At 68.0% G+C, this 17,926-nt stretch carries 10 protein-coding genes and 3 rRNA genes; 6 read left to right on the plus strand and 7 right to left on the minus strand.

All coding sequences use genetic code 11. The features are described from left to right. Nucleotides 1–79 precede the first annotated feature (79 nt). The 4 genes from OHS33_RS05990 to OHS33_RS06005 all read right to left on the minus strand — a co-directional run bounded on the left by OHS33_RS05990 (nucleotide 80) and on the right by OHS33_RS06005 (nucleotide 5,957). Entirely contained in the window at nucleotides 80–688 is a 609-nt protein-coding gene (locus OHS33_RS05990) for a CDP-alcohol phosphatidyltransferase family protein (RefSeq protein ID WP_330329330.1), read from the minus strand. A gap of 142 nt (nucleotides 689–830) precedes the next feature. After that, nucleotides 831–947: ribosomal RNA gene (gene rrf / locus OHS33_RS05995) — 5S ribosomal RNA — on the minus strand. A 74-nt stretch (nucleotides 948–1,021) separates the two neighbouring features. Further along, a 23S ribosomal RNA gene (locus tag OHS33_RS06000) occupies nucleotides 1,022–4,144 on the minus strand. 288 nt (nucleotides 4,145–4,432) lie between these two features. Further along, nucleotides 4,433–5,957 (minus strand): 16S ribosomal RNA (locus tag OHS33_RS06005). The 16S, 23S and 5S rRNA genes sit together here, the layout of an rRNA operon. Before the next feature lie 724 nt (nucleotides 5,958–6,681). Between OHS33_RS06005 and OHS33_RS06010 the strand changes: the two genes are divergently transcribed. Next, nucleotides 6,682–7,131, plus strand: coding sequence for a PTS sugar transporter subunit IIA (locus OHS33_RS06010; protein ID WP_330329331.1), 450 nt, complete (start codon nucleotides 6,682–6,684; stop codon nucleotides 7,129–7,131). Between the two features lie 88 nt (nucleotides 7,132–7,219). Further along, on the plus strand, nucleotides 7,220–8,890 hold the full coding sequence (gene ptsP, locus OHS33_RS06015) for a phosphoenolpyruvate--protein phosphotransferase (protein WP_330329332.1): 1,671 nt from the start codon (nucleotides 7,220–7,222) through the stop codon (nucleotides 8,888–8,890). Between the two features lie 67 nt (nucleotides 8,891–8,957). On the opposite strand, the gene OHS33_RS06020 is transcribed toward ptsP, so the two are convergent. Both OHS33_RS06020 and OHS33_RS06025 read right to left on the minus strand, forming a co-directional pair. Then, nucleotides 8,958–9,914: a hypothetical protein gene (locus OHS33_RS06020; RefSeq protein WP_330329333.1), complete on the minus strand. Its 957-nt coding sequence runs from the start codon at nucleotides 9,912–9,914 to the stop codon at nucleotides 8,958–8,960. A 58-nt stretch (nucleotides 9,915–9,972) separates the two neighbouring features. Beyond that, entirely contained in the window at nucleotides 9,973–11,955 is a 1,983-nt protein-coding gene (locus OHS33_RS06025; RefSeq protein ID WP_330329334.1) for an acetoacetate--CoA ligase, read from the minus strand. Nucleotides 11,956–12,257: 302 nt separating this feature from the next. Between OHS33_RS06025 and OHS33_RS06030 the strand changes: the two genes are divergently transcribed. Then, nucleotides 12,258–14,636 carry a glycoside hydrolase family 31 protein gene (locus OHS33_RS06030; protein ID WP_330329335.1) on the plus strand — a complete coding sequence of 793 codons (2,379 nt, stop codon included), beginning with the start codon at nucleotides 12,258–12,260 and terminating at the stop codon, nucleotides 14,634–14,636. Between the two features lie 164 nt (nucleotides 14,637–14,800). On the opposite strand, the gene OHS33_RS06035 is transcribed toward OHS33_RS06030, so the two are convergent. Further along, on the minus strand, nucleotides 14,801–15,373 hold the full coding sequence (locus OHS33_RS06035) for an NUDIX domain-containing protein (RefSeq protein WP_330329336.1): 573 nt from the start codon (nucleotides 15,371–15,373) through the stop codon (nucleotides 14,801–14,803). A 23-nt stretch (nucleotides 15,374–15,396) separates the two neighbouring features. Between OHS33_RS06035 and OHS33_RS06040 the strand changes: the two genes are divergently transcribed. The 3 genes from OHS33_RS06040 to OHS33_RS06050 all read left to right on the plus strand — a co-directional run bounded on the left by OHS33_RS06040 (nucleotide 15,397) and on the right by OHS33_RS06050 (nucleotide 17,855). After that, nucleotides 15,397–16,104 carry a M15 family metallopeptidase gene (locus OHS33_RS06040; RefSeq protein ID WP_443065246.1) on the plus strand — a complete coding sequence of 236 codons (708 nt, stop codon included), beginning with the start codon at nucleotides 15,397–15,399 and terminating at the stop codon, nucleotides 16,102–16,104. A gap of 69 nt (nucleotides 16,105–16,173) precedes the next feature. Beyond that, nucleotides 16,174–16,659, plus strand: a complete 486-nt coding sequence (locus tag OHS33_RS06045) for a Zn-ribbon domain-containing OB-fold protein (RefSeq protein WP_330329337.1) — start codon at nucleotides 16,174–16,176, stop codon at nucleotides 16,657–16,659. After that, nucleotides 16,656–17,855: a lipid-transfer protein gene (locus tag OHS33_RS06050; RefSeq protein ID WP_330329338.1), complete on the plus strand. Its 1,200-nt coding sequence runs from the start codon at nucleotides 16,656–16,658 to the stop codon at nucleotides 17,853–17,855. The genes OHS33_RS06045 and OHS33_RS06050 overlap by 4 nt, the downstream gene beginning before the upstream one ends. Nucleotides 17,856–17,926: the final 71 nt, after the last annotated feature.

The raw sequence follows: 17,926 nt of genomic DNA on the forward strand, positions 1-17,926 counted from the left end.
CGGCGTTTTCGCGCCGACCTCGCCCGTCTCGGACGGTGGCTACGCAACTCTTCCGCGTGACTACTCCGGCGAGCCGAACTCAGTCGGCCGTGGCGTCCGCCTTCACGAGACGACGGACCTGCACCACGTACAGGACTCCTGCCCACCAATACAGCGTTGTACCCCAAACAGCGAACGCCCATCCGAAAACTGAACCCAACCAGGCGAGCGCGCCCGTCCCGTCACTGAGAAGCAGCAAGGGGAACGCGTACATCAGGTTGAAGGTCGCGGCCTTCCCGAGGAAGTTCACCTGCGGCGGCGGATAGCCGTGCCGGCGCAGGATCCACACCATGACCAGCAGCATCAGCTCACGGGCCACGAGGGCGCCCGTCAGCCACAGCGGCAGGATCTCGCGCCAGGTGAGCCCGACGAGCGTGGACAGGATGTACAGCCGGTCGGCCGCCGGGTCCAGCAGCCGGCCGAGGCTGCTGATCTGGTTCCAGCGCCGCGCGAGCTTCCCGTCCAGATAATCGCTGACCCCGCTGAACATGAGCACCAGCAGCGCCCAGCCATCGGCCTTGGGGCCGCCGAACACCGGCATCAGGATGAGCCAGAGGAACACGGGTACGCCGACGAGGCGAGCCATGCTCAAAATGTTCGGGATGGTGAGGATTCGGTCCGTCTGAACCCGAGTCTCCTGGACCTCCACCCGGGGGCCTCCACTGTGAAACGTACGAACGATGCCTCTTGACCCTACAGGAGAACGTCCCGGCCATCCGGCTGTGCCGATTCCTGGTCCGGAACGCAGAAAAGCCCCGCACCATAAGGTGCGGGGCTTTCCCGGAAAAATTGTTCGGCGGCGTCCTACTCTCCCACAGGGTCCCCCCTGCAGTACCATCGGCGCTGAAAGGCTTAGCTTCCGGGTTCGAAATGTAACCGGGCGTTTCCCTAACGCTATGACCACCGAAACACTATGAAGTTAACCAAACCGGATATGGGCACGGTTCGTTACTTCAGAACTACACAGTGGACGCGAGCAACTGAGGACAAGCCCTCGGCCTATTAGTACCAGTCAGCTCCACCCGTTACCGGGCTTCCACATCTGGCCTATCAACCCAGTCGTCTACTGGGAGCCTTACCCTCTCAAGGAGGTGGGAATACTCATCTTGAAGCAGGCTTCCCGCTTAGATGCTTTCAGCGGTTATCCCTCCCGAACGTAGCCAACCAGCCATGCCCTTGGCAGGACAACTGGCACACCAGAGGTTCGTCCGTCCCGGTCCTCTCGTACTAGGGACAGCCCTTCTCAATATTCCTACGCGCACAGCGGATAGGGACCGAACTGTCTCACGACGTTCTAAACCCAGCTCGCGTACCGCTTTAATGGGCGAACAGCCCAACCCTTGGGACCGACTCCAGCCCCAGGATGCGACGAGCCGACATCGAGGTGCCAAACCATCCCGTCGATATGGACTCTTGGGGAAGATCAGCCTGTTATCCCCGGGGTACCTTTTATCCGTTGAGCGACAGCGCTTCCACAAGCCACTGCCGGATCACTAGTCCCGACTTTCGTCCCTGCTCGACCCGTCGGTCTCACAGTCAAGCTCCCTTGTGCACTTACACTCAACACCTGATTGCCAACCAGGCTGAGGGAACCTTTGGGCGCCTCCGTTACTCTTTAGGAGGCAACCGCCCCAGTTAAACTACCCATCAGACACTGTCCCTGATCCGGATCACGGACCGAGGTTAGACATCCAGCACGACCAGAGTGGTATTTCAACGGCGACTCCACAACCACTGGCGTGGCTGCTTCAAAGTCTCCCACCTATCCTACACAAGCCGAACCGAACACCAATATCAAACTATAGTAAAGGTCCCGGGGTCTTTCCGTCCTGCTGCGCGAAACGAGCATCTTTACTCGTAGTGCAATTTCACCGGGCCTATGGTTGAGACAGTCGAGAAGTCGTTACGCCATTCGTGCAGGTCGGAACTTACCCGACAAGGAATTTCGCTACCTTAGGATGGTTATAGTTACCACCGCCGTTTACTGGCGCTTAAGTTCTCAGCTTCGCCACACCGAAATGTGACTAACCGGTCCCCTTAACGTTCCAGCACCGGGCAGGCGTCAGTCCGTATACATCGCCTTACGGCTTCGCACGGACCTGTGTTTTTAGTAAACAGTCGCTTCTCGCTGGTCTCTGCGGCCACCCCCAGCTCACGGAGTAAATCCGATCACCAGTGATGGCCCCCCTTCTCCCGAAGTTACGGGGGCATTTTGCCGAGTTCCTTAACCATAGTTCACCCGAACGCCTCGGTATTCTCTACCTGACTACCTGAGTCGGTTTAGGGTACGGGCCGCCATGAAACTCGCTAGAGGCTTTTCTCGACAGCATAGGATCATCCACTTCACCACAATCGGCTCGGCATCAGGTCTCAGCCTTAATGTGTGACGGATTTGCCTATCACACGGCCTACACCCTTACCCCGGGACTACCACCGCCCGGGCTGGACTACCTTCCTGCGTCACCCCATCGCTTACCTACTACCACCTTGGATCAGCGGCTCCACCACTTTCCTTTCCCCGAAGGGTCCGGAACGGCTTCACGGCCTTAGCATTAATGGATTCGATATTGGGCGTTTCAAAGCGGGTACCGGAATATCAACCGGTTGTCCATCGACTACGCCTGTCGGCCTCGCCTTAGGTCCCGACTTACCCTGGGCAGATCAGCTTGACCCAGGAACCCTTAGTCAATCGGCGCACACGTTTCTCACGTGTGTATCGCTACTCATGCCTGCATTCTCACTCGTGAACCGTCCACAACTAGCTTCCGCTGCTGCTTCACCCGGCACACGACGCTCCCCTACCCATCACAGCGGGCGTTGGCCCTATTGCTGCAATGACACGACTTCGGCGGTACGCTTGAGCCCCGCTACATTGTCGGCGCGGAATCACTTGACCAGTGAGCTATTACGCACTCTTTCAAGGGTGGCTGCTTCTAAGCCAACCTCCTGGTTGTCTCTGCGACTCCACATCCTTTCCCACTTAGCGTACGCTTAGGGGCCTTAGTCGATGCTCTGGGCTGTTTCCCTCTCGACCATGGAGCTTATCCCCCACAGTCTCACTGCCACGCTCTCACTTACCGGCATTCGGAGTTTGGCTAAGGTCAGTAACCCGGTAGGGCCCATCGCCTATCCAGTGCTCTACCTCCGGCAAGAAACACGTGACGCTGCACCTAAATGCATTTCGGGGAGAACCAGCTATCACGGAGTTTGATTGGCCTTTCACCCCTAACCACAGGTCATCCCCCAGGTTTTCAACCCTGGTGGGTTCGGTCCTCCACGAAGTCTTACCTCCGCTTCAACCTGCCCATGGCTAGATCACTCCGCTTCGGGTCTAGAGCGTGCAACTCAATCGCCCTATTCGGACTCGCTTTCGCTACGGCTTCCCCACACGGGTTAACCTCGCTACACACCGCTAACTCGCAGGCTCATTCTTCAAAAGGCACGCAGTCACGACCCATTGAGTAAACTCAATGAGCGACGCTCCCACGGCTTGTAGGCACACGGTTTCAGGTACTATTTCACTCCGCTCCCGCGGTACTTTTCACCATTCCCTCACGGTACTATCCGCTATCGGTCACCAGGGAATATTTAGGCTTAGCGGGTGGTCCCGCCAGATTCACACGGGATTTCTCGGGCCCCGTGCTACTTGGGAGATTCTTAAGCAAGCCGCTGATGTTTCGTCTACGGGGGTCTTACCCTCTACGCCGGACCTTTCGCATGTCCTTCGACTACATCAACGGTTTCTGACTCGCCGACCGGCCGGCAGACCGATCAAAAGAATTCCCACAACCCCGCATGCGCAACCCCTGCCGGGTATCACACGCATACGGTTTGGCCTGATCCGGTTTCGCTCGCCACTACTCCCGGAATCACGGTTGTTTTCTCTTCCTGCGGGTACTGAGATGTTTCACTTCCCCGCGTTCCCTCCACACTGCCTATGTGTTCAGCAGTGGGTGACAGCCCATGACGACTGCCGGGTTTCCCCATTCGGACACCCCCGGATCAAAGCTCAGTTGGCAGCTCCCCGGGGCCTATCGCGGCCTCTCACGTCCTTCATCGGTTCCTGGTGCCAAGGCATCCACCGTGCGCCCTTAAAAACTTGGCCACAGATGCTCGCGTCCACTGTGTAGTTCTCAAGCAACGACCAGCCACCCATCACCCCACCAGACAATCTGGCGAGTTCACTGGGGCCGGCATCGCAGAAAGCACAACCTCACGGCCGTACCTTCAGATACCCAACAACGTGCCAGGCACGATCCCCGCCGCAATCCATGCTTTCCACGCCCTAAGGCAGTACTTGCAGGATGCTTTGAGAACCGCGCCAAATAATCAACGTTCCACCCATGAGCAACCGTGCGAGTCATTCGCTCGCAGTCGGCTATATGCTCCTTAGAAAGGAGGTGATCCAGCCGCACCTTCCGGTACGGCTACCTTGTTACGACTTCGTCCCAATCGCCAGTCCCACCTTCGACAGCTCCCTCCCTTACGGGTTGGGCCACCGGCTTCGGGTGTTACCGACTTTCGTGACGTGACGGGCGGTGTGTACAAGGCCCGGGAACGTATTCACCGCAGCAATGCTGATCTGCGATTACTAGCAACTCCGACTTCATGGGGTCGAGTTGCAGACCCCAATCCGAACTGAGACCGGCTTTTTGAGATTCGCTCCGCCTCGCGGCATCGCAGCTCATTGTACCGGCCATTGTAGCACGTGTGCAGCCCAAGACATAAGGGGCATGATGACTTGACGTCGTCCCCACCTTCCTCCGAGTTGACCCCGGCAGTCTCCTGTGAGTCCCCATCACCCCGAAGGGCATGCTGGCAACACAGAACAAGGGTTGCGCTCGTTGCGGGACTTAACCCAACATCTCACGACACGAGCTGACGACAGCCATGCACCACCTGTATACCGACCACAAGGGGGCGACCATCTCTGGCCGTTTCCGGTATATGTCAAGCCTTGGTAAGGTTCTTCGCGTTGCGTCGAATTAAGCCACATGCTCCGCTGCTTGTGCGGGCCCCCGTCAATTCCTTTGAGTTTTAGCCTTGCGGCCGTACTCCCCAGGCGGGGAACTTAATGCGTTAGCTGCGGCACCGACGACGTGGAATGTCGCCAACACCTAGTTCCCAACGTTTACGGCGTGGACTACCAGGGTATCTAATCCTGTTCGCTCCCCACGCTTTCGCTCCTCAGCGTCAGTAATGGCCCAGAGATCCGCCTTCGCCACCGGTGTTCCTCCTGATATCTGCGCATTTCACCGCTACACCAGGAATTCCGATCTCCCCTACCACACTCTAGCCTGCCCGTATCGAATGCAGACCCGGGGTTAAGCCCCGGGCTTTCACATCCGACGCGACAAGCCGCCTACGAGCTCTTTACGCCCAATAATTCCGGACAACGCTTGCGCCCTACGTATTACCGCGGCTGCTGGCACGTAGTTAGCCGGCGCTTCTTCTGCAGGTACCGTCACTTTCGCTTCTTCCCTGCTGAAAGAGGTTTACAACCCGAAGGCCGTCATCCCTCACGCGGCGTCGCTGCATCAGGCTTTCGCCCATTGTGCAATATTCCCCACTGCTGCCTCCCGTAGGAGTCTGGGCCGTGTCTCAGTCCCAGTGTGGCCGGTCGCCCTCTCAGGCCGGCTACCCGTCGTCGCCTTGGTAGGCCATTACCCCACCAACAAGCTGATAGGCCGCGGGCTCATCCTTCACCGCCGGAGCTTTTAACTCCCGCCCATGCAGGCAGGAGTGTTATCCGGTATTAGACCCCGTTTCCAGGGCTTGTCCCAGAGTGAAGGGCAGATTGCCCACGTGTTACTCACCCGTTCGCCACTAATCCACCCCGAAGGGCTTCATCGTTCGACTTGCATGTGTTAAGCACGCCGCCAGCGTTCGTCCTGAGCCAGGATCAAACTCTCCGTGAATGTTTACCCGTAATCGGGTGCCCACTCGCGTTGAGCGGGACAGTCATGCCGGAATATGGCCGACCGTCCACTGCGTCCTCGCTGTTGTGGTTGCCTGCAAGCACCCGAAGGCCTCACAGGTCTTTTTCAAAGGAACCTCATCCACCGAAGTGGACGGGGTATCAACTTCTGGCGTTGATTTTTGGCACGCTGTTGAGTTCTCAAGGAACGGACGCTTCCTTTGTACTCACCCTCTCGGGCTTTCCTCCGGGCTTCGTTCTTCGTTTCCGACTCTATCAGACTCTCTCGTGTCCGAATTCCCGGTCGAAGCGGGTTTCGCTTTCCAGGTTTTCGCTTTCGCGTTTTCCTTTCCGGCGATTCCCACTCTATCAGCGCTTTTCCCGCTTCCCGACCACTCGCTCCGGCTGCCGACAGGCAGGCGAAAGGAAGGCGGGCTGAAGATCAGCAACTCAAGAGGAGGGATCCCGTCCATCGGCGGTTCGTGAGAAGTTCACACGACGCGTTCTGGCGGGAGTCACGACAGTACAGCTCTGCCGATGCCCAGGCAAATCGATTCAGGCGTATGGTCTAGTCCACTAGGTCGTCGCGGGAGCGCGTAGGGCCTCCGTCAGGAGGCGCACTTCGTGCGGAACCGGGACGTCTCATGACTTACCCTTCTCAAAGTACGCCGTCCAGGACAGGTTGTGACGGCGACACGTAGAAGCCCCACCCCTGGGAGGCCCCCATGACCAGCGTGACGTCACCACTTGCCGGGAACGCCATCGGACTCGCGGCAGTGCCCGATCCGGTGTTCTCCGGCGCGATGGTGGGACCGGGCACCGCTATTGATCCCGTGCGCGAGCCCTCGGAGGCGGTGTCCCCCGTCGACGGTGTGGTCGTCTCCCTGCACCCGCACGCCTACGTCGTCGTCGACGCCGAAGGCCACGGCGTGCTCACGCACCTCGGGATCGACACCGTTCAGCTCAATGGCGAGGGCTTCGAGCTGCTCGTGAACAAGGGCGACACCGTGGCCCGCGGTCAGGCCGTCATCCGTTGGAACCCCGCCGCGGTCGAGGCCGCCGGCAAGTCCGCCATCTGCCCGATCGTGGCGCTGGAAGCGACTCCCGACTCCCTCACCGACGTCGTCGAGGCCGGAGACATCAAGGCCGGAGACGTCCTCTTCGGCTGGCAGTGACGTACTGGCAGTGACGTATCCGCCTGCTCGGGCGGATCGGACATCCAACGCGGCGGGTGGTCCCGCCGCTCAATCGGAGACGGGTGAAATGGAGACAACGCTGCGAGGCGTCGGCGTGAGCCACGGTGTGGCGATCGGCGAGGTTCGGCACATGGGTACGGCGGTTCTCGAACCGCCGGCCAAGCAGATCGCCGCGGAGGAGGCGGAGCGCGAACAGGGGCGCGCCCGTCAGGCCGTGGACGCTGTGGCGGCCGACCTGATCGCGCGCGGCCAGCTGGCCGGTGGCGAGGCCCAGCACGTGCTCGAGGCTCAGGCCATGATCGCTCAGGACCCTGAGCTGATGGCCGACGTCGACCGCCGGATCGCTGTCGGGAGCACCGCCGAGCGCGGTGTGTACGACGCGTTCGCCGCCTACCGCGAGCTGCTCGCGGGGGCCGGCGAGTACATGGCCGGCCGCGTGGCCGACCTGGACGACGTACGGAACCGCATCGTGGCCCGCCTGCTGGGCGTACCGATGCCGGGCGTGCCGGACAGTGACGAGCCGTACGTGCTGATCGCGCGGGACCTCGCTCCCGCCGACACCGCTCTGCTCGACCCGGCGCTCGTGCTCGGTTTCGTGACCGAGGAAGGCGGCCCGACCAGCCACAGCGCGATCCTCGCGCGGGCGCTGGGCGTGCCGGCCATCGTCGCCCTGCCGGGTGCCGGTGAGATCCCCGAGGGCACTGTGATCGCCGTGGACGGCAGCACCGGTGACCTGTTCGTGGACCCGACTCCGGAGAAGCGTGCGGAGCTGGAGGCCGCGGCCGCCGCGCGCAAGGCCGCGCTGTCCGCGTCGTCCGGTCCGGGCGCCACGTCGGACGGTCACAAGGTGCCGCTGCTGGCCAACGTCGGTGGTCCGGCGGACGTGCCGGCGGCCGTCGAGGCGGGCGCGGAGGGTGTGGGCCTGTTCCGCACCGAGTTCCTGTTCCTGGACGACAGCAAGAAGGCGCCGACCGAAGAGAAGCAGATCGAGGCGTACCGCGGCGTGCTGGAGGCCTTCCCCGAGGGCCGGGTCGTCGTGCGCGTCCTGGACGCGGGCGCCGACAAGCCGCTGGAGTTCCTGACGCCGGCCGATGAGCCGAACCCGGCGCTGGGCGTGCGCGGGCTGCGGTCGCTGCTGGACCACCCGGAGGTGCTGCGCACGCAGCTCACCGCGCTGGCCAAGGCGGCCGAGGGCCTTCCGGTCTATCTGGAGGTCATGGCCCCGATGGTGGCCGACCGCGCCGACGCCAAGGCGTTCGCGGACGCCTGCCGCGCGGCCGGGCTGCAGGCGAAGTTCGGCGCGATGGTGGAGATCCCCTCCGCCGCGCTCCGGGCGCGCTCGATCCTGCAGGAGGTCGAGTTCCTGTCGCTGGGCACGAACGACCTGGCCCAGTACGCCTTCGCCGCCGACCGTCAGGTCGGTGCGGTCTCCCGCCTCCAGGACCCGTGGCAGCCCGCGCTGCTCGACCTGATCGCCATGTCGGCCGATGCCGCCAGGGCCGAGGGCAAGAGCTGTGGCGTCTGTGGCGAGGCCGCTTCGGACCCGCTGCTGGCCTGTGTGCTGACGGGTCTGGGTGTCACCTCGCTGTCGATGGGTGCCGCGTCGATCCCGTACGTGCGCTCGACGCTCGCGAAGTACACGCTCGCCCAGTGCGAGCGCGCCGCCGCTGCCGCGCGCGCCGCGGACAGCGCCGAGGAGGCCCGCGTGGCCGCCCAGGCGGTGCTGTCCGGCGAATAGCCGGTGGTCGGTACGAGGGGCCTTCGCCGGTGGCGGGGGCCCCTCGGCCGTTCCCGGCCCGTTCGGCTCAGTGGGGCGGGCCCGGTTCGTCCACCTCGTAGCCGGGGCAGTACTCGACGCCCGGTTCCGGCGGTACGGGCTCTCCGGTGTCGGCGTCGGTGCAGTACGCGTTGAAGACGGCGGCGGCCGAGAGGGTGACCAGGCGGCCGCGGTCCAGGCGCCAGCCGTGGACCCGGTCGCCGGGGCCTCCGGTGGTGGTGCGCAGGACCAGTCCCCCGGTGCCGCCGAGGGCGAGGCCGGTGGCCAGTACGGTCACGAAGTCGAGGCTTTCGCGGCCCTCGACGCGGGGTGGTGCGGTCGGGTCGGCGGCGGTGTCGGCATGCAGGACTGCGACGAGCTGCTCGTCGTCGGTGGGGACGCTGCACACCAGGTGGTGGTGGCCGGGGCCGGCCCGGTCGAGCAGGCGCCGCAGGATCTGGCCCGCCCGGTCGAAGCAGGCGTGGCCGATGTCCTCCCCGCAGTCCGCGCAGCTGCCGACGCCGGAGAGCAGCACGGTGGCGTACTCCCAGGTGGCCTGGCGGACGGCCTCGTCCACGAGGCGCGGTAGGAGTGCGCGCAGTGGTCCCTCCCCGTAGGGCAGTCCGGCGGCGGTGCCGGCCAGCTCCGCGGTGAAGCGGGTGCGGGCGGTGGGGGTGTCGGGGTCGGTGCCCCGGTCCGCGCAGTGGTCGGCGTACTCCTCGGGGTCGAAGAGGACGACGGTGGTGTGGATGCCCTGGAGGGCGCGGGACCGGAGCAGTCCGTCGACCTGGGTGAGGTAGTCCTCGTGGTCGTCGAAGGCGAAGCTCCGGTAGCCGCGCATGGCCGCGAAGTCCCCGGGGTCGGCGATGACGCCGACGGTGCCGGGGATTTCGCGGCGCAGGGCGCGGCGGGTGCGGGTGCGGGTGCTGCCGCGGGCCCGGGTGCTACTGCTGGTGCTACTGCTGGTGCTGGTGCTGGTCGTGCCCGTGTTCTTCGTGTCTGCCATGGCTCCCCCTGAGTGACACCGATCGATGCTCACTCAGCGTAACCACGGGCACTGACAGTCACCCCTTGCGGCGGCTGCGGGCCAGCTCCTCGTAGAAGTGGAGGAGGTCGAGGTTGTCGACGGAGCCCGGGTTCACGGCCTTGTCCAGGGGCGCTCCCTGCAGGAGGCGCTTGACGGGGACCTCGATGCGCTTGCCCGTGAGGGTGTGCGGGACGCCGGGGACCTCGATGATCTCGTCGGGGACGTGGCGCGGGGAGAGTTCCTCGCGGATCGTCGCCTTGATCCGGCCCCGCAGGTCCTCGTCGAGGACGGCGCCGGGCACGAGGTGGACGAAGAGCGGCATCCAGTACCCGCCGTCCGCCTCCTCCAGGCCGATGACCAGGGATTCCTTGATCTCCGGCAGGCGTTCGACGGCCTCGTAGATGTCGGCGGAACCCATCCGGACGCCCTGGCGGTTGAGCGTGGAGTCGGAGCGGCCGTGGATGACGACCGAGCCGTGGTCGGTGATCGTGATCCAGTCCCCGTGCCGCCAGACGCCCGGGAACATGTCGAAGTAACTGTCCCGGTAGCGGCTGCCGTCGGGGTCGTTCCAGAACCGGATCGGCATGGACGGCATGGGGTTGGTGACGATCAGCTCGCCGACCTCGCCGATGACGGGCTTGCCCGCCGGGTCCCAGGCCTGGAGGTCGGTGCCCAGGCAGGCGGCCTGCAGTTCGCCGATGTGGACGGGGAGGGTGGGGACGGCTCCGGCGAAGCAGCTGCACACGTCGGTGCCGCCGCTGACCGAGGCGATCCAGAGGTCCTCGGCGACCTCGTCGTGGAGCCAGCGGAAGCCGTCGGGCGGCAGCGGGGAGCCGGTGGTGGCCACGCACTTCACGGCGGAGAGGTCGAAGTCGCGCGACGGGTGGACCTCCGCCTTGCGGCAGGCCATGACGTAGGCGGCGGAGGTGCCGTACAGCGTGGCCTTCGTGCGCTCGGCGATCCGCCACTGGGCGCCGGTGTCCGGGTAGCCGGGGCTGCCGTCGTAGAGGACGACGGTGGTGCCGGTGAGCAGGCCGGAGACGAGGAAGTTCCACATCATCCAGCCGGTGGAGGTGTACCAGAAGAACCGGTCCTCCGGGCCGAGGTCGCAGTGCAGGCCGAGCTGCTTGAGGTGTTCGAGCAGGATGCCGCCCTGCGACTGGACGATCGCCTTCGGGAGGCCGGTCGTACCGGAGGAGTACAGGACCCACAGCGGGTGGTCGAAGGGCACCGGTTCGAAGACGGGCTCCGCGTCGCCCGCGGTGAGGGCGGACCACTCAAGGGTGCCCTCGGGGGCGGGCGTGCCGAGCAGCGGGATGTGGACGACGGCGCGCAGCGAGGGGAGGTCGGCGCGGAGTTCGGCGACGGTGTCGCGGCGGTCGTGCTCCTTGCCGCCGTAGCGGTAGCCGTCGACGGTGAACAGGACGACGGGTTCGACCTGCTGGAAGCGGTCGAGGACGCTGCGGGCGCCGAAGTCGGGGGCGCAGGAGGTCCAGACGCCGCCGACGGCGGCCGTGGCGAGGAGGGCCACGACGGCTTCGGGGATGTTGGGCAGGTAGCCGCTGATCCGGTCGCCGGGGCGCACGCCGAGGGCGCGCAGTTCGGTGGCGAGCGCGCCGACCTGGCGGCGCAGCTCGGCCCAGGTGACGGGGACCGGCTCGTGGGTCTCGTCGACGTGGAGGAGGGCGGCCTCACCGGCGCGCGCCGGGTCCTCGCCGGCGCGCAGGGCGTGCTCGGCGTAGTTGAGGGTCGCGCCGGTGAACCAGCGTGCGCCGGGCATGGTCCGGTCGGCGAGGACCGAGGTGTAGGGGGTGGTGAAGCGGACGTCGAACCACTCGGCGACGGCCTGCCAGAAGGTGTCCAGCTCATCCACGGACCAGCTGTGCAGGGCCGGGTACCCGCCGGTGGCGGGGGCGCCGTGGTATTCGGCGGCCCAGGCCTGGAAGGCAGTGATCCGGGCCGCCGCGATCCGGTCGGGGCCCGGGGCCCACAGGGGTTCCGGTGAAGTGGCTGAGGTCATGGGTCGGCTCCCGGTCGGTCTGCGGCGCGCGCGTCGTGTGCGTGTGCCCGTGCTCGTGCGTGGATGGCGCGGTGGTGCGGGTCGTGCTGGTGGTGCTGGTGGTGCGCGTCGGGCCCGTGGTGCGCCCGTGTGCGTACGGTGCCATCGCGCGGGGGGTGTGTGCGCGGCGGCTCACAGGGACCATGCCATGTGATCGACATCCGCACCAGAGCCGCCGGTGGCGGCCCGGTGTGATCGGTTCAAGGGTGAACGGCAGCTGAACGGAGCCCGCTCGGCCCGGGGCCGGTGGCAGAGTGCGCGGCATGAACGGTCAGGATCTGGTGCGTGCGGTCAAGGACATCGGTACGGCGCGCGGGCGGCGCGCCTGGCGCTCGGCCTGGCGCCACCGGCGCGCGGACGCGGAGGGGCTCCCGCGCCGGGGCGCGGAGCGGGCGCGGGTGCCGGGTCTGCTGACGGGTACGGAGCCCCGGCCGGGCGGTGGCGTGCTGCGTTTCGCGCGCTCGGAGCTGCTGGTGCGGGTGACGCTGGGCGGCGCCGTCTTCTGGGGCTGGGACGGGGCCGGGCCGACGCCTTCGTGCGCCGTGCTGGGCGGGGGGCCGGAGCCGGATCCGCGGGCGGTGCTGGAGCCCGACACCGGGGGCGGCTGGCGGGTGGTGTCGGAGCGGGTGACGGTGGCGGTGTCCCGGCACGGTCAGGTGGAGGTGCGCACGCCCGGCGGCGCGGTGCTGCGGCGGGAGCGGCCGCCGCGCTGGTGGGAGCCGGTCCAGCCGGTGGAGGGTGCGGAGGGGGGCGCCGGGGCGCGCTGGCTGCTGCGGTCCGAAGTGCCGGCCGACGCGCGCTTCTTCGGGCTGGGCGGCCGGGCCTCGGGGCCGCGGCTGCGGGACGGGGTGTACCGGCTGTGGAACACCGATCCGCGGGGCGGTTTCGGGCCGGGCGACGATCCGCTGTACATCACGATGCCGGTGCAGCTGGTCGTCGCCGACGCGGGGACGCACCTGGTGTTCTACGACGACAGCTGGGACGGGCGGGTGTCGCTGCGCGAGGGCGAGGAGGGCGCCGGTTCGGGTGCGGACCGGCCGGGGGTGAGCGAACTGCGCATGGACGGCGGGCCGTTGCGGTGCTGGGTGCTGGTGGGGACGCCGGCCCGGGTGCTCCAGGGCTGGTCGGGGCTGACCGGGGCGGCGGCGGTGCCGCCGGAGTGGGCGCTGGGGTACCAGCACGCGCGGTGGGGGTTCGGGAGCGCGGCGGAGGTGCGGCGCGTGGTGCGGGGGTACGTCTCGCGGGGGATCGCGCTGGCGGCCGTACACCTGGACATCGACCACTACGACGGGCACCGGGTGTTCACGGTGGATCCGGAGCGGTTCCCGGATCTGCCGGGGCTGGCGCGGGAGTTGCGGGAGCTGCCACGGGGCGGGGTGCGGCTGGTGTCGATCGTGGACCCGGCGGTGAAGGCGGGGCCGGGTGAGGCGGTGTACGAGGCCGGGGGTGCGGTGGGGGACGCGGGGGCGTTCGTACGGGACGCGCGCGGGCGGGAGGTGCGGGGCGAGGTGTGGCCGGGGAGCTGCGCCTATCCGGACTTCACCGATCCGGCGGTGCGGGAGTGGTGGGGCGGGCTGTACGAGGAGCGGCTCGCGAACGGCTTCGCCGGTGTCTGGCACGACATGAACGAGCCGGTGTCCTTCGCCCCGCTCGGTGACACGACGCTGCCGAGGTCCGCGCGGCACGCGCTGGACGGGGCGGGCGGCGACCACCGGGCCGCGCACAACGTGTACGCGCTCGGGATGGCGCGGGCCGGGTACGAGGGGCTGGTGCGGCTGCGGCCGGACGAACGGCCGTTCCTGTTCTCCCGGTCGGGATGGGCGGGGATGCAGCGGTACGGCGGCACGTGGTCCGGTGACGTGGAGACGAGCTGGCCGGGGCTGCGGGCGTCACTGGCGCTGGTGCTGGGGCTCGGTCTGTGCGGGGTGCCGTACTCGGGGCCGGACGTGGGCGGCTTCGGCGGGTCGCCGTCGCCGGAGCTGTACCTGCGGTGGCTCCAGCTGGGCTCGTACCTGCCGTTGTTCCGGACGCATGCGGCGATCTGGGCGGGGCGGCGGGAGCCGTGGGAGTTCGGGGCCGAGGTGGAGGAGCACGCGCGGGCCGCGCTGGCCGAACGGGAGCGGCTGCGGCCGTACTTCGTGACGCTGGCGCACCTGGCGCGGCGGACGGGGGCGCCGTACGTGCGGCCGCTGTGGTGGGGGTCGCCGGAGGAGCGGGGGCTGCGGGACTGCGAGGACGCGTTCCTGCTGGGGGACGCGCTGCTGGTGGCGCCGGTGCTGGAGTGCGGGGCGGACCGGCGGGCGGTGCGGCTGCCTCGGGGGCGGTGGTACGACACGGTGACGGGGGTGGCGTACGAGGGGCCCGGTCAGGTGCTGATCGACGCGCCGCTGGGGCGGATTCCGGTGCTGGCGCGGGCCGGTTCGGTGATTCCCGTCCTTGCGGCGGACGGCTCCTCGGTCGCGCTGGAGGTGTGGGCTCCGGCCCGGGGGCGTACGGGGGGTGGGGTGGTCATCCGGGAACCGGGGGTGGGGTTCGAGGTGGGGGTGGTCGAGCGGTACACCTCGCGGTGGGCCGGGGATGAGGTGGTGGTTTTGGCGGAGGGTGGTGACCGTGTCGCGGGGGTGACGGTGCGGGGGCTTTAGGGGGCGGGGGCGGGTGCGGGTTCCTGATCGGGGCTCCGCCCCGGGCCCCGCGCCTCAAACGCCGGCGGGGCTGGAATTTGCCCCGGGCGGGGCTGGATTTGGGTCGCGGAGGGACGCGGGTGGGTGCGGGTTCCTGATCGGGGCTCCGCCCCGGGCCCCGCGCCTCAAACGCCGGCGGGGCTGGAGTTTCCCTGGGCGGGGCTGGATTTGCCCTGGGTGGGGCTGGGATTGGCGTAGTGGCCCGCGAACCAGGCGGCGGCTGCTTGCGTGTGGAGGGGGAAGGCCAGCGGCTCCGGGGTGTGCAGGAGGTGCCAGCCTGTCGTTTCGTTCGTGGGGGTGGACGGGGGGAGGGTGGTGGCCGGGCGGACGGGGAGGAGGCCGAAGACCAGCAGGTGGCCCGCCGGGGAGCTGAGGACGTCGGCGAGCGTGACGTCCGAGGCCGGGGCGTGGATGCCGGTTTCCTCGCGGAGTTCGCGGACCACCGCGTCGCGCCAGTCCTCGCCGTGGTCGATGAAGCCGCCGGGGAGGGCGACGCCGCCCAGGGCCGGTTCGATGGTGCGGGTGATGACCACGAGGCCGGTGCCCCGGTCGTCCCGGACGGGGAGCAGGGTCACCGCCACGGGGGTGGGGTTGCGGTACGCGGTCGTCCCGCAGTCGGCGCACCTACGCGGCCAGTCGGCGGTGGCGAACGGAGTTCCGCAGGCGGAACAGTGCGAGTTCATCAGCGGCGCGGGCATCCCGCGATGGTAGACGAAGGGGTATGAGAACGCTGGCTGTTGTTGCCCTGGTGATGCTCGCCTGGGGCGGAATCCCGGCTCCCCCCGTCACGGGGCCCGTGCCGGACGGGTTCGTGGCGCTCGCCTCGGTGGACCCGACGGTCCGGCAGGAGATGCGGTACGCGGGGGCGGACAATTTCACGGGCGCCGTGGTCGACGGGTACGAGGAGCCCGTGTGCCTGCTCGCCCGGCCGGCCGCCGAGGCGCTGGCGCGGGCGCAGCGCGCGGTGCTGGCGCGCGGGTACACGCTGACGGTGTACGACTGCTACCGGCCGCAGCGGGCGGTGGACCGGTTCGTGCGGTGGGCGGGGGACGCGGCCGACCAGCGGACGAAGGCGGCGTACTACCCGCGGGTGGCGAAGGACCGGCTGATCCCGGAGGGCTACATCGCGGCGCGGTCCGGGCACAGCCGGGGCAGTACGGTCGATGTGGGCCTGCTGCGGCTGCCGCTGGGGCGTCCGGTGGATTGCGGGACGCCCTTCGACTTCTTCGATCCGCTGTCGCACACGGACAGTCCGGAGGTGACCGGGGCGGCGCGGGAGAACCGGCGGTTCCTGGGGCGGGTGCTCGGGGAGCAGGGGTTCGTGAACCTGCCGGAGGAGTGGTGGCACTTCACCTTCCGGCCGGAGGCCTTCCCCGACACGTACTTCGACTTCCCGCTCGCCGGGAAGTGGCTCGCCGACAACCGGTGACCCGGACGGGCCGCTCGTGACAGACTCCTGACGGTCAGTCAGATCAGTGAGTCGTTGTCAGGAGGGGTCTTGGAACGGACACGCACACCCGTCGTGAGCGGGTGGTTCACCGACACCGATACCAGTACCGGAGCGGACTTCCGGCTGCTCGGAACCCGGTGTTCCGCCTGCGCCGCGGTGTACTTCCCGCGGGAGGACGCCTTCTGCCGCAATCCCGGCTGCGCGGGCGGCGGCGAGCTGGCCGAGGTGCCGCTCTCGCGGTACGGCCGGGTCTGGTCCTACACCGACGGGCGCTACCGGCCGCCCGCCCCGTACGTCTCCGACCCGGACCTGCCCTGGGCTCCGTACACGCTGGTGGCGGTGGAGCTGGAGGCCGAGCGGATGGTCGTCCTGGGGCAGGCGGCGCCCGGGGTGACCGTGGCCGATCTGGCCGTGGGGATGGCGGTCGAGGTGGTGCCGGGGGTGCTGAACGAGGACCCGGACACCTCCACGACCTGGACGACCTGGCACTTCCGGCCGGTCGCGGACGACGGTGGCAGCGGGGTGCGGGCATGAGCGGCGGTGACGTGGCGGTCCTCGGGGCCGGGATGCATCCGTGGGGCAAGTGGGGGCGCAGCTTCGTCGAATACGGGCGCGTCGCGGCGCGGGCCGCGCTCGCCGACGCGGGCCTCGACTGGACCGACGTCGGGTCGATCGTCGGCGCCGACACGGTGCGTTCGGGGTATCCCGGGTACGTGGCCGGGGCGACCTTCGCCCGGGCGCTCGGCTGGCAGGGCGCGCGGGTCACCAGCGTGTACGCGGCGTGCGCCTCCGGGGCGCAGGCGATCGGGGCGGCCCGCGCGCAGATCCTGGCGGGGCTGGCGGACGTGGTGCTCGTGGTGGGCGCGGACGCGGCGCCCAAGGGGTTCTTCGCCCCGGCGGGCGGGGACCGGCCCGACGATCCGGACTGGCTGCGCTTCCGGGTACTGGGGGCGACGAATCCGGCGTACTTCGCGCTGTACGCGCGTCGGCGCATGGCCCTGTACGGGGACACCGGCGAGGACTTCGCACTGGTCAAAGTGAAGAACGCGGCGGCGGGGCTGCTCAATCCGAACGCCCGCTACCGCAAGGCCGTCACCGCGGAGGAGGTCGCCGCCTCCGCGGTCGTGGCCGATCCGCTGCGGCTGCTGGACATCTGCGCGACCTCGGACGGGGCCGCGGCGCTGGTGCTGTCCAGCATGGACTTCGCGCGGGCGCGCGGGGCCGCCGATCCGGTGCGGATCAGGGCGGTGTCGACGGTGACGCCGACCTATCCGCGGACGGTGCTCGACCTGCCGGACATCGCCACCGATTCCGCGGTGGGGACCTCCGTCCCGCCGGACACCGGGTCGTTCCGGTCCTCGATCGCGCGGGCGGCGTACGAGGAGGCCGGGCTCGGGCCCGAGGACCTCTCGCTCGCCGAGGTCTACGACCTGTCGACCGCGCTCGAACTGGAGTGGTACGAGGACATCGGCCTGTGCGGGGAGGGCGAGGGCGCGAAGCTGGTCCGGGAGGGCGCGACCGCGCTCGGCGGGCGGATACCGGTCAACGCGAGCGGCGGTCTGGCCTCCTTCGGGGAGGCGGTGCCGGCCCAGGCCATCGCCCAGGTCTGCGAGCTGACCTGGCAGCTGCGCGGCGCCGCCGGGGAGCGCCAGGTGCCGGGGGCGCGGGCCGGGATCACCGCGAACCAGGGGCTGTTCGGCCACGGTTCGGCGGTCGTCGCCGTGCGGTGAGCCACCGGGCGCGCGGCGGACGCAGAGCGGAAGCAGCGCGGACGTACGGCGGACGTACGGCGTGAACAGGG

This window comes from Streptomyces sp. NBC_00536 (genome assembly GCF_036346295.1).
In the GTDB taxonomy this organism is placed as follows: Bacteria; Actinomycetota; Actinomycetes; order Streptomycetales; family Streptomycetaceae; genus Streptomyces.

Bases quoted from the DNA above. Each gene is read 5' to 3' on its own strand.
- OHS33_RS06010 (WP_330329331.1), top strand. From the start codon at position 6,682: ATGACCAGCGTGACGTCACCACTTGCCGGGAACGCCATCGGACTCGCG.
- ptsP (WP_330329332.1), top strand. From the start codon at position 7,220: ATGGAGACAACGCTGCGAGGCGTCGGCGTGAGCCACGGTGTGGCGATC.
- OHS33_RS06020 (WP_330329333.1), bottom strand. From the start codon at position 9,914: ATGGCAGACACGAAGAACACGGGCACGACCAGCACCAGCACCAGCAGT.
- OHS33_RS06025 (WP_330329334.1), bottom strand. From the start codon at position 11,955: ATGACCTCAGCCACTTCACCGGAACCCCTGTGGGCCCCGGGCCCCGAC.
- OHS33_RS06030 (WP_330329335.1), top strand. From the start codon at position 12,258: ATGAACGGTCAGGATCTGGTGCGTGCGGTCAAGGACATCGGTACGGCG.
- OHS33_RS06035 (WP_330329336.1), bottom strand. From the start codon at position 15,373: ATGCCCGCGCCGCTGATGAACTCGCACTGTTCCGCCTGCGGAACTCCG.
- OHS33_RS06040 (WP_443065246.1), top strand. From the start codon at position 15,397: ATGAGAACGCTGGCTGTTGTTGCCCTGGTGATGCTCGCCTGGGGCGGA.
- OHS33_RS06050 (WP_330329338.1), top strand. From the start codon at position 16,656: ATGAGCGGCGGTGACGTGGCGGTCCTCGGGGCCGGGATGCATCCGTGG.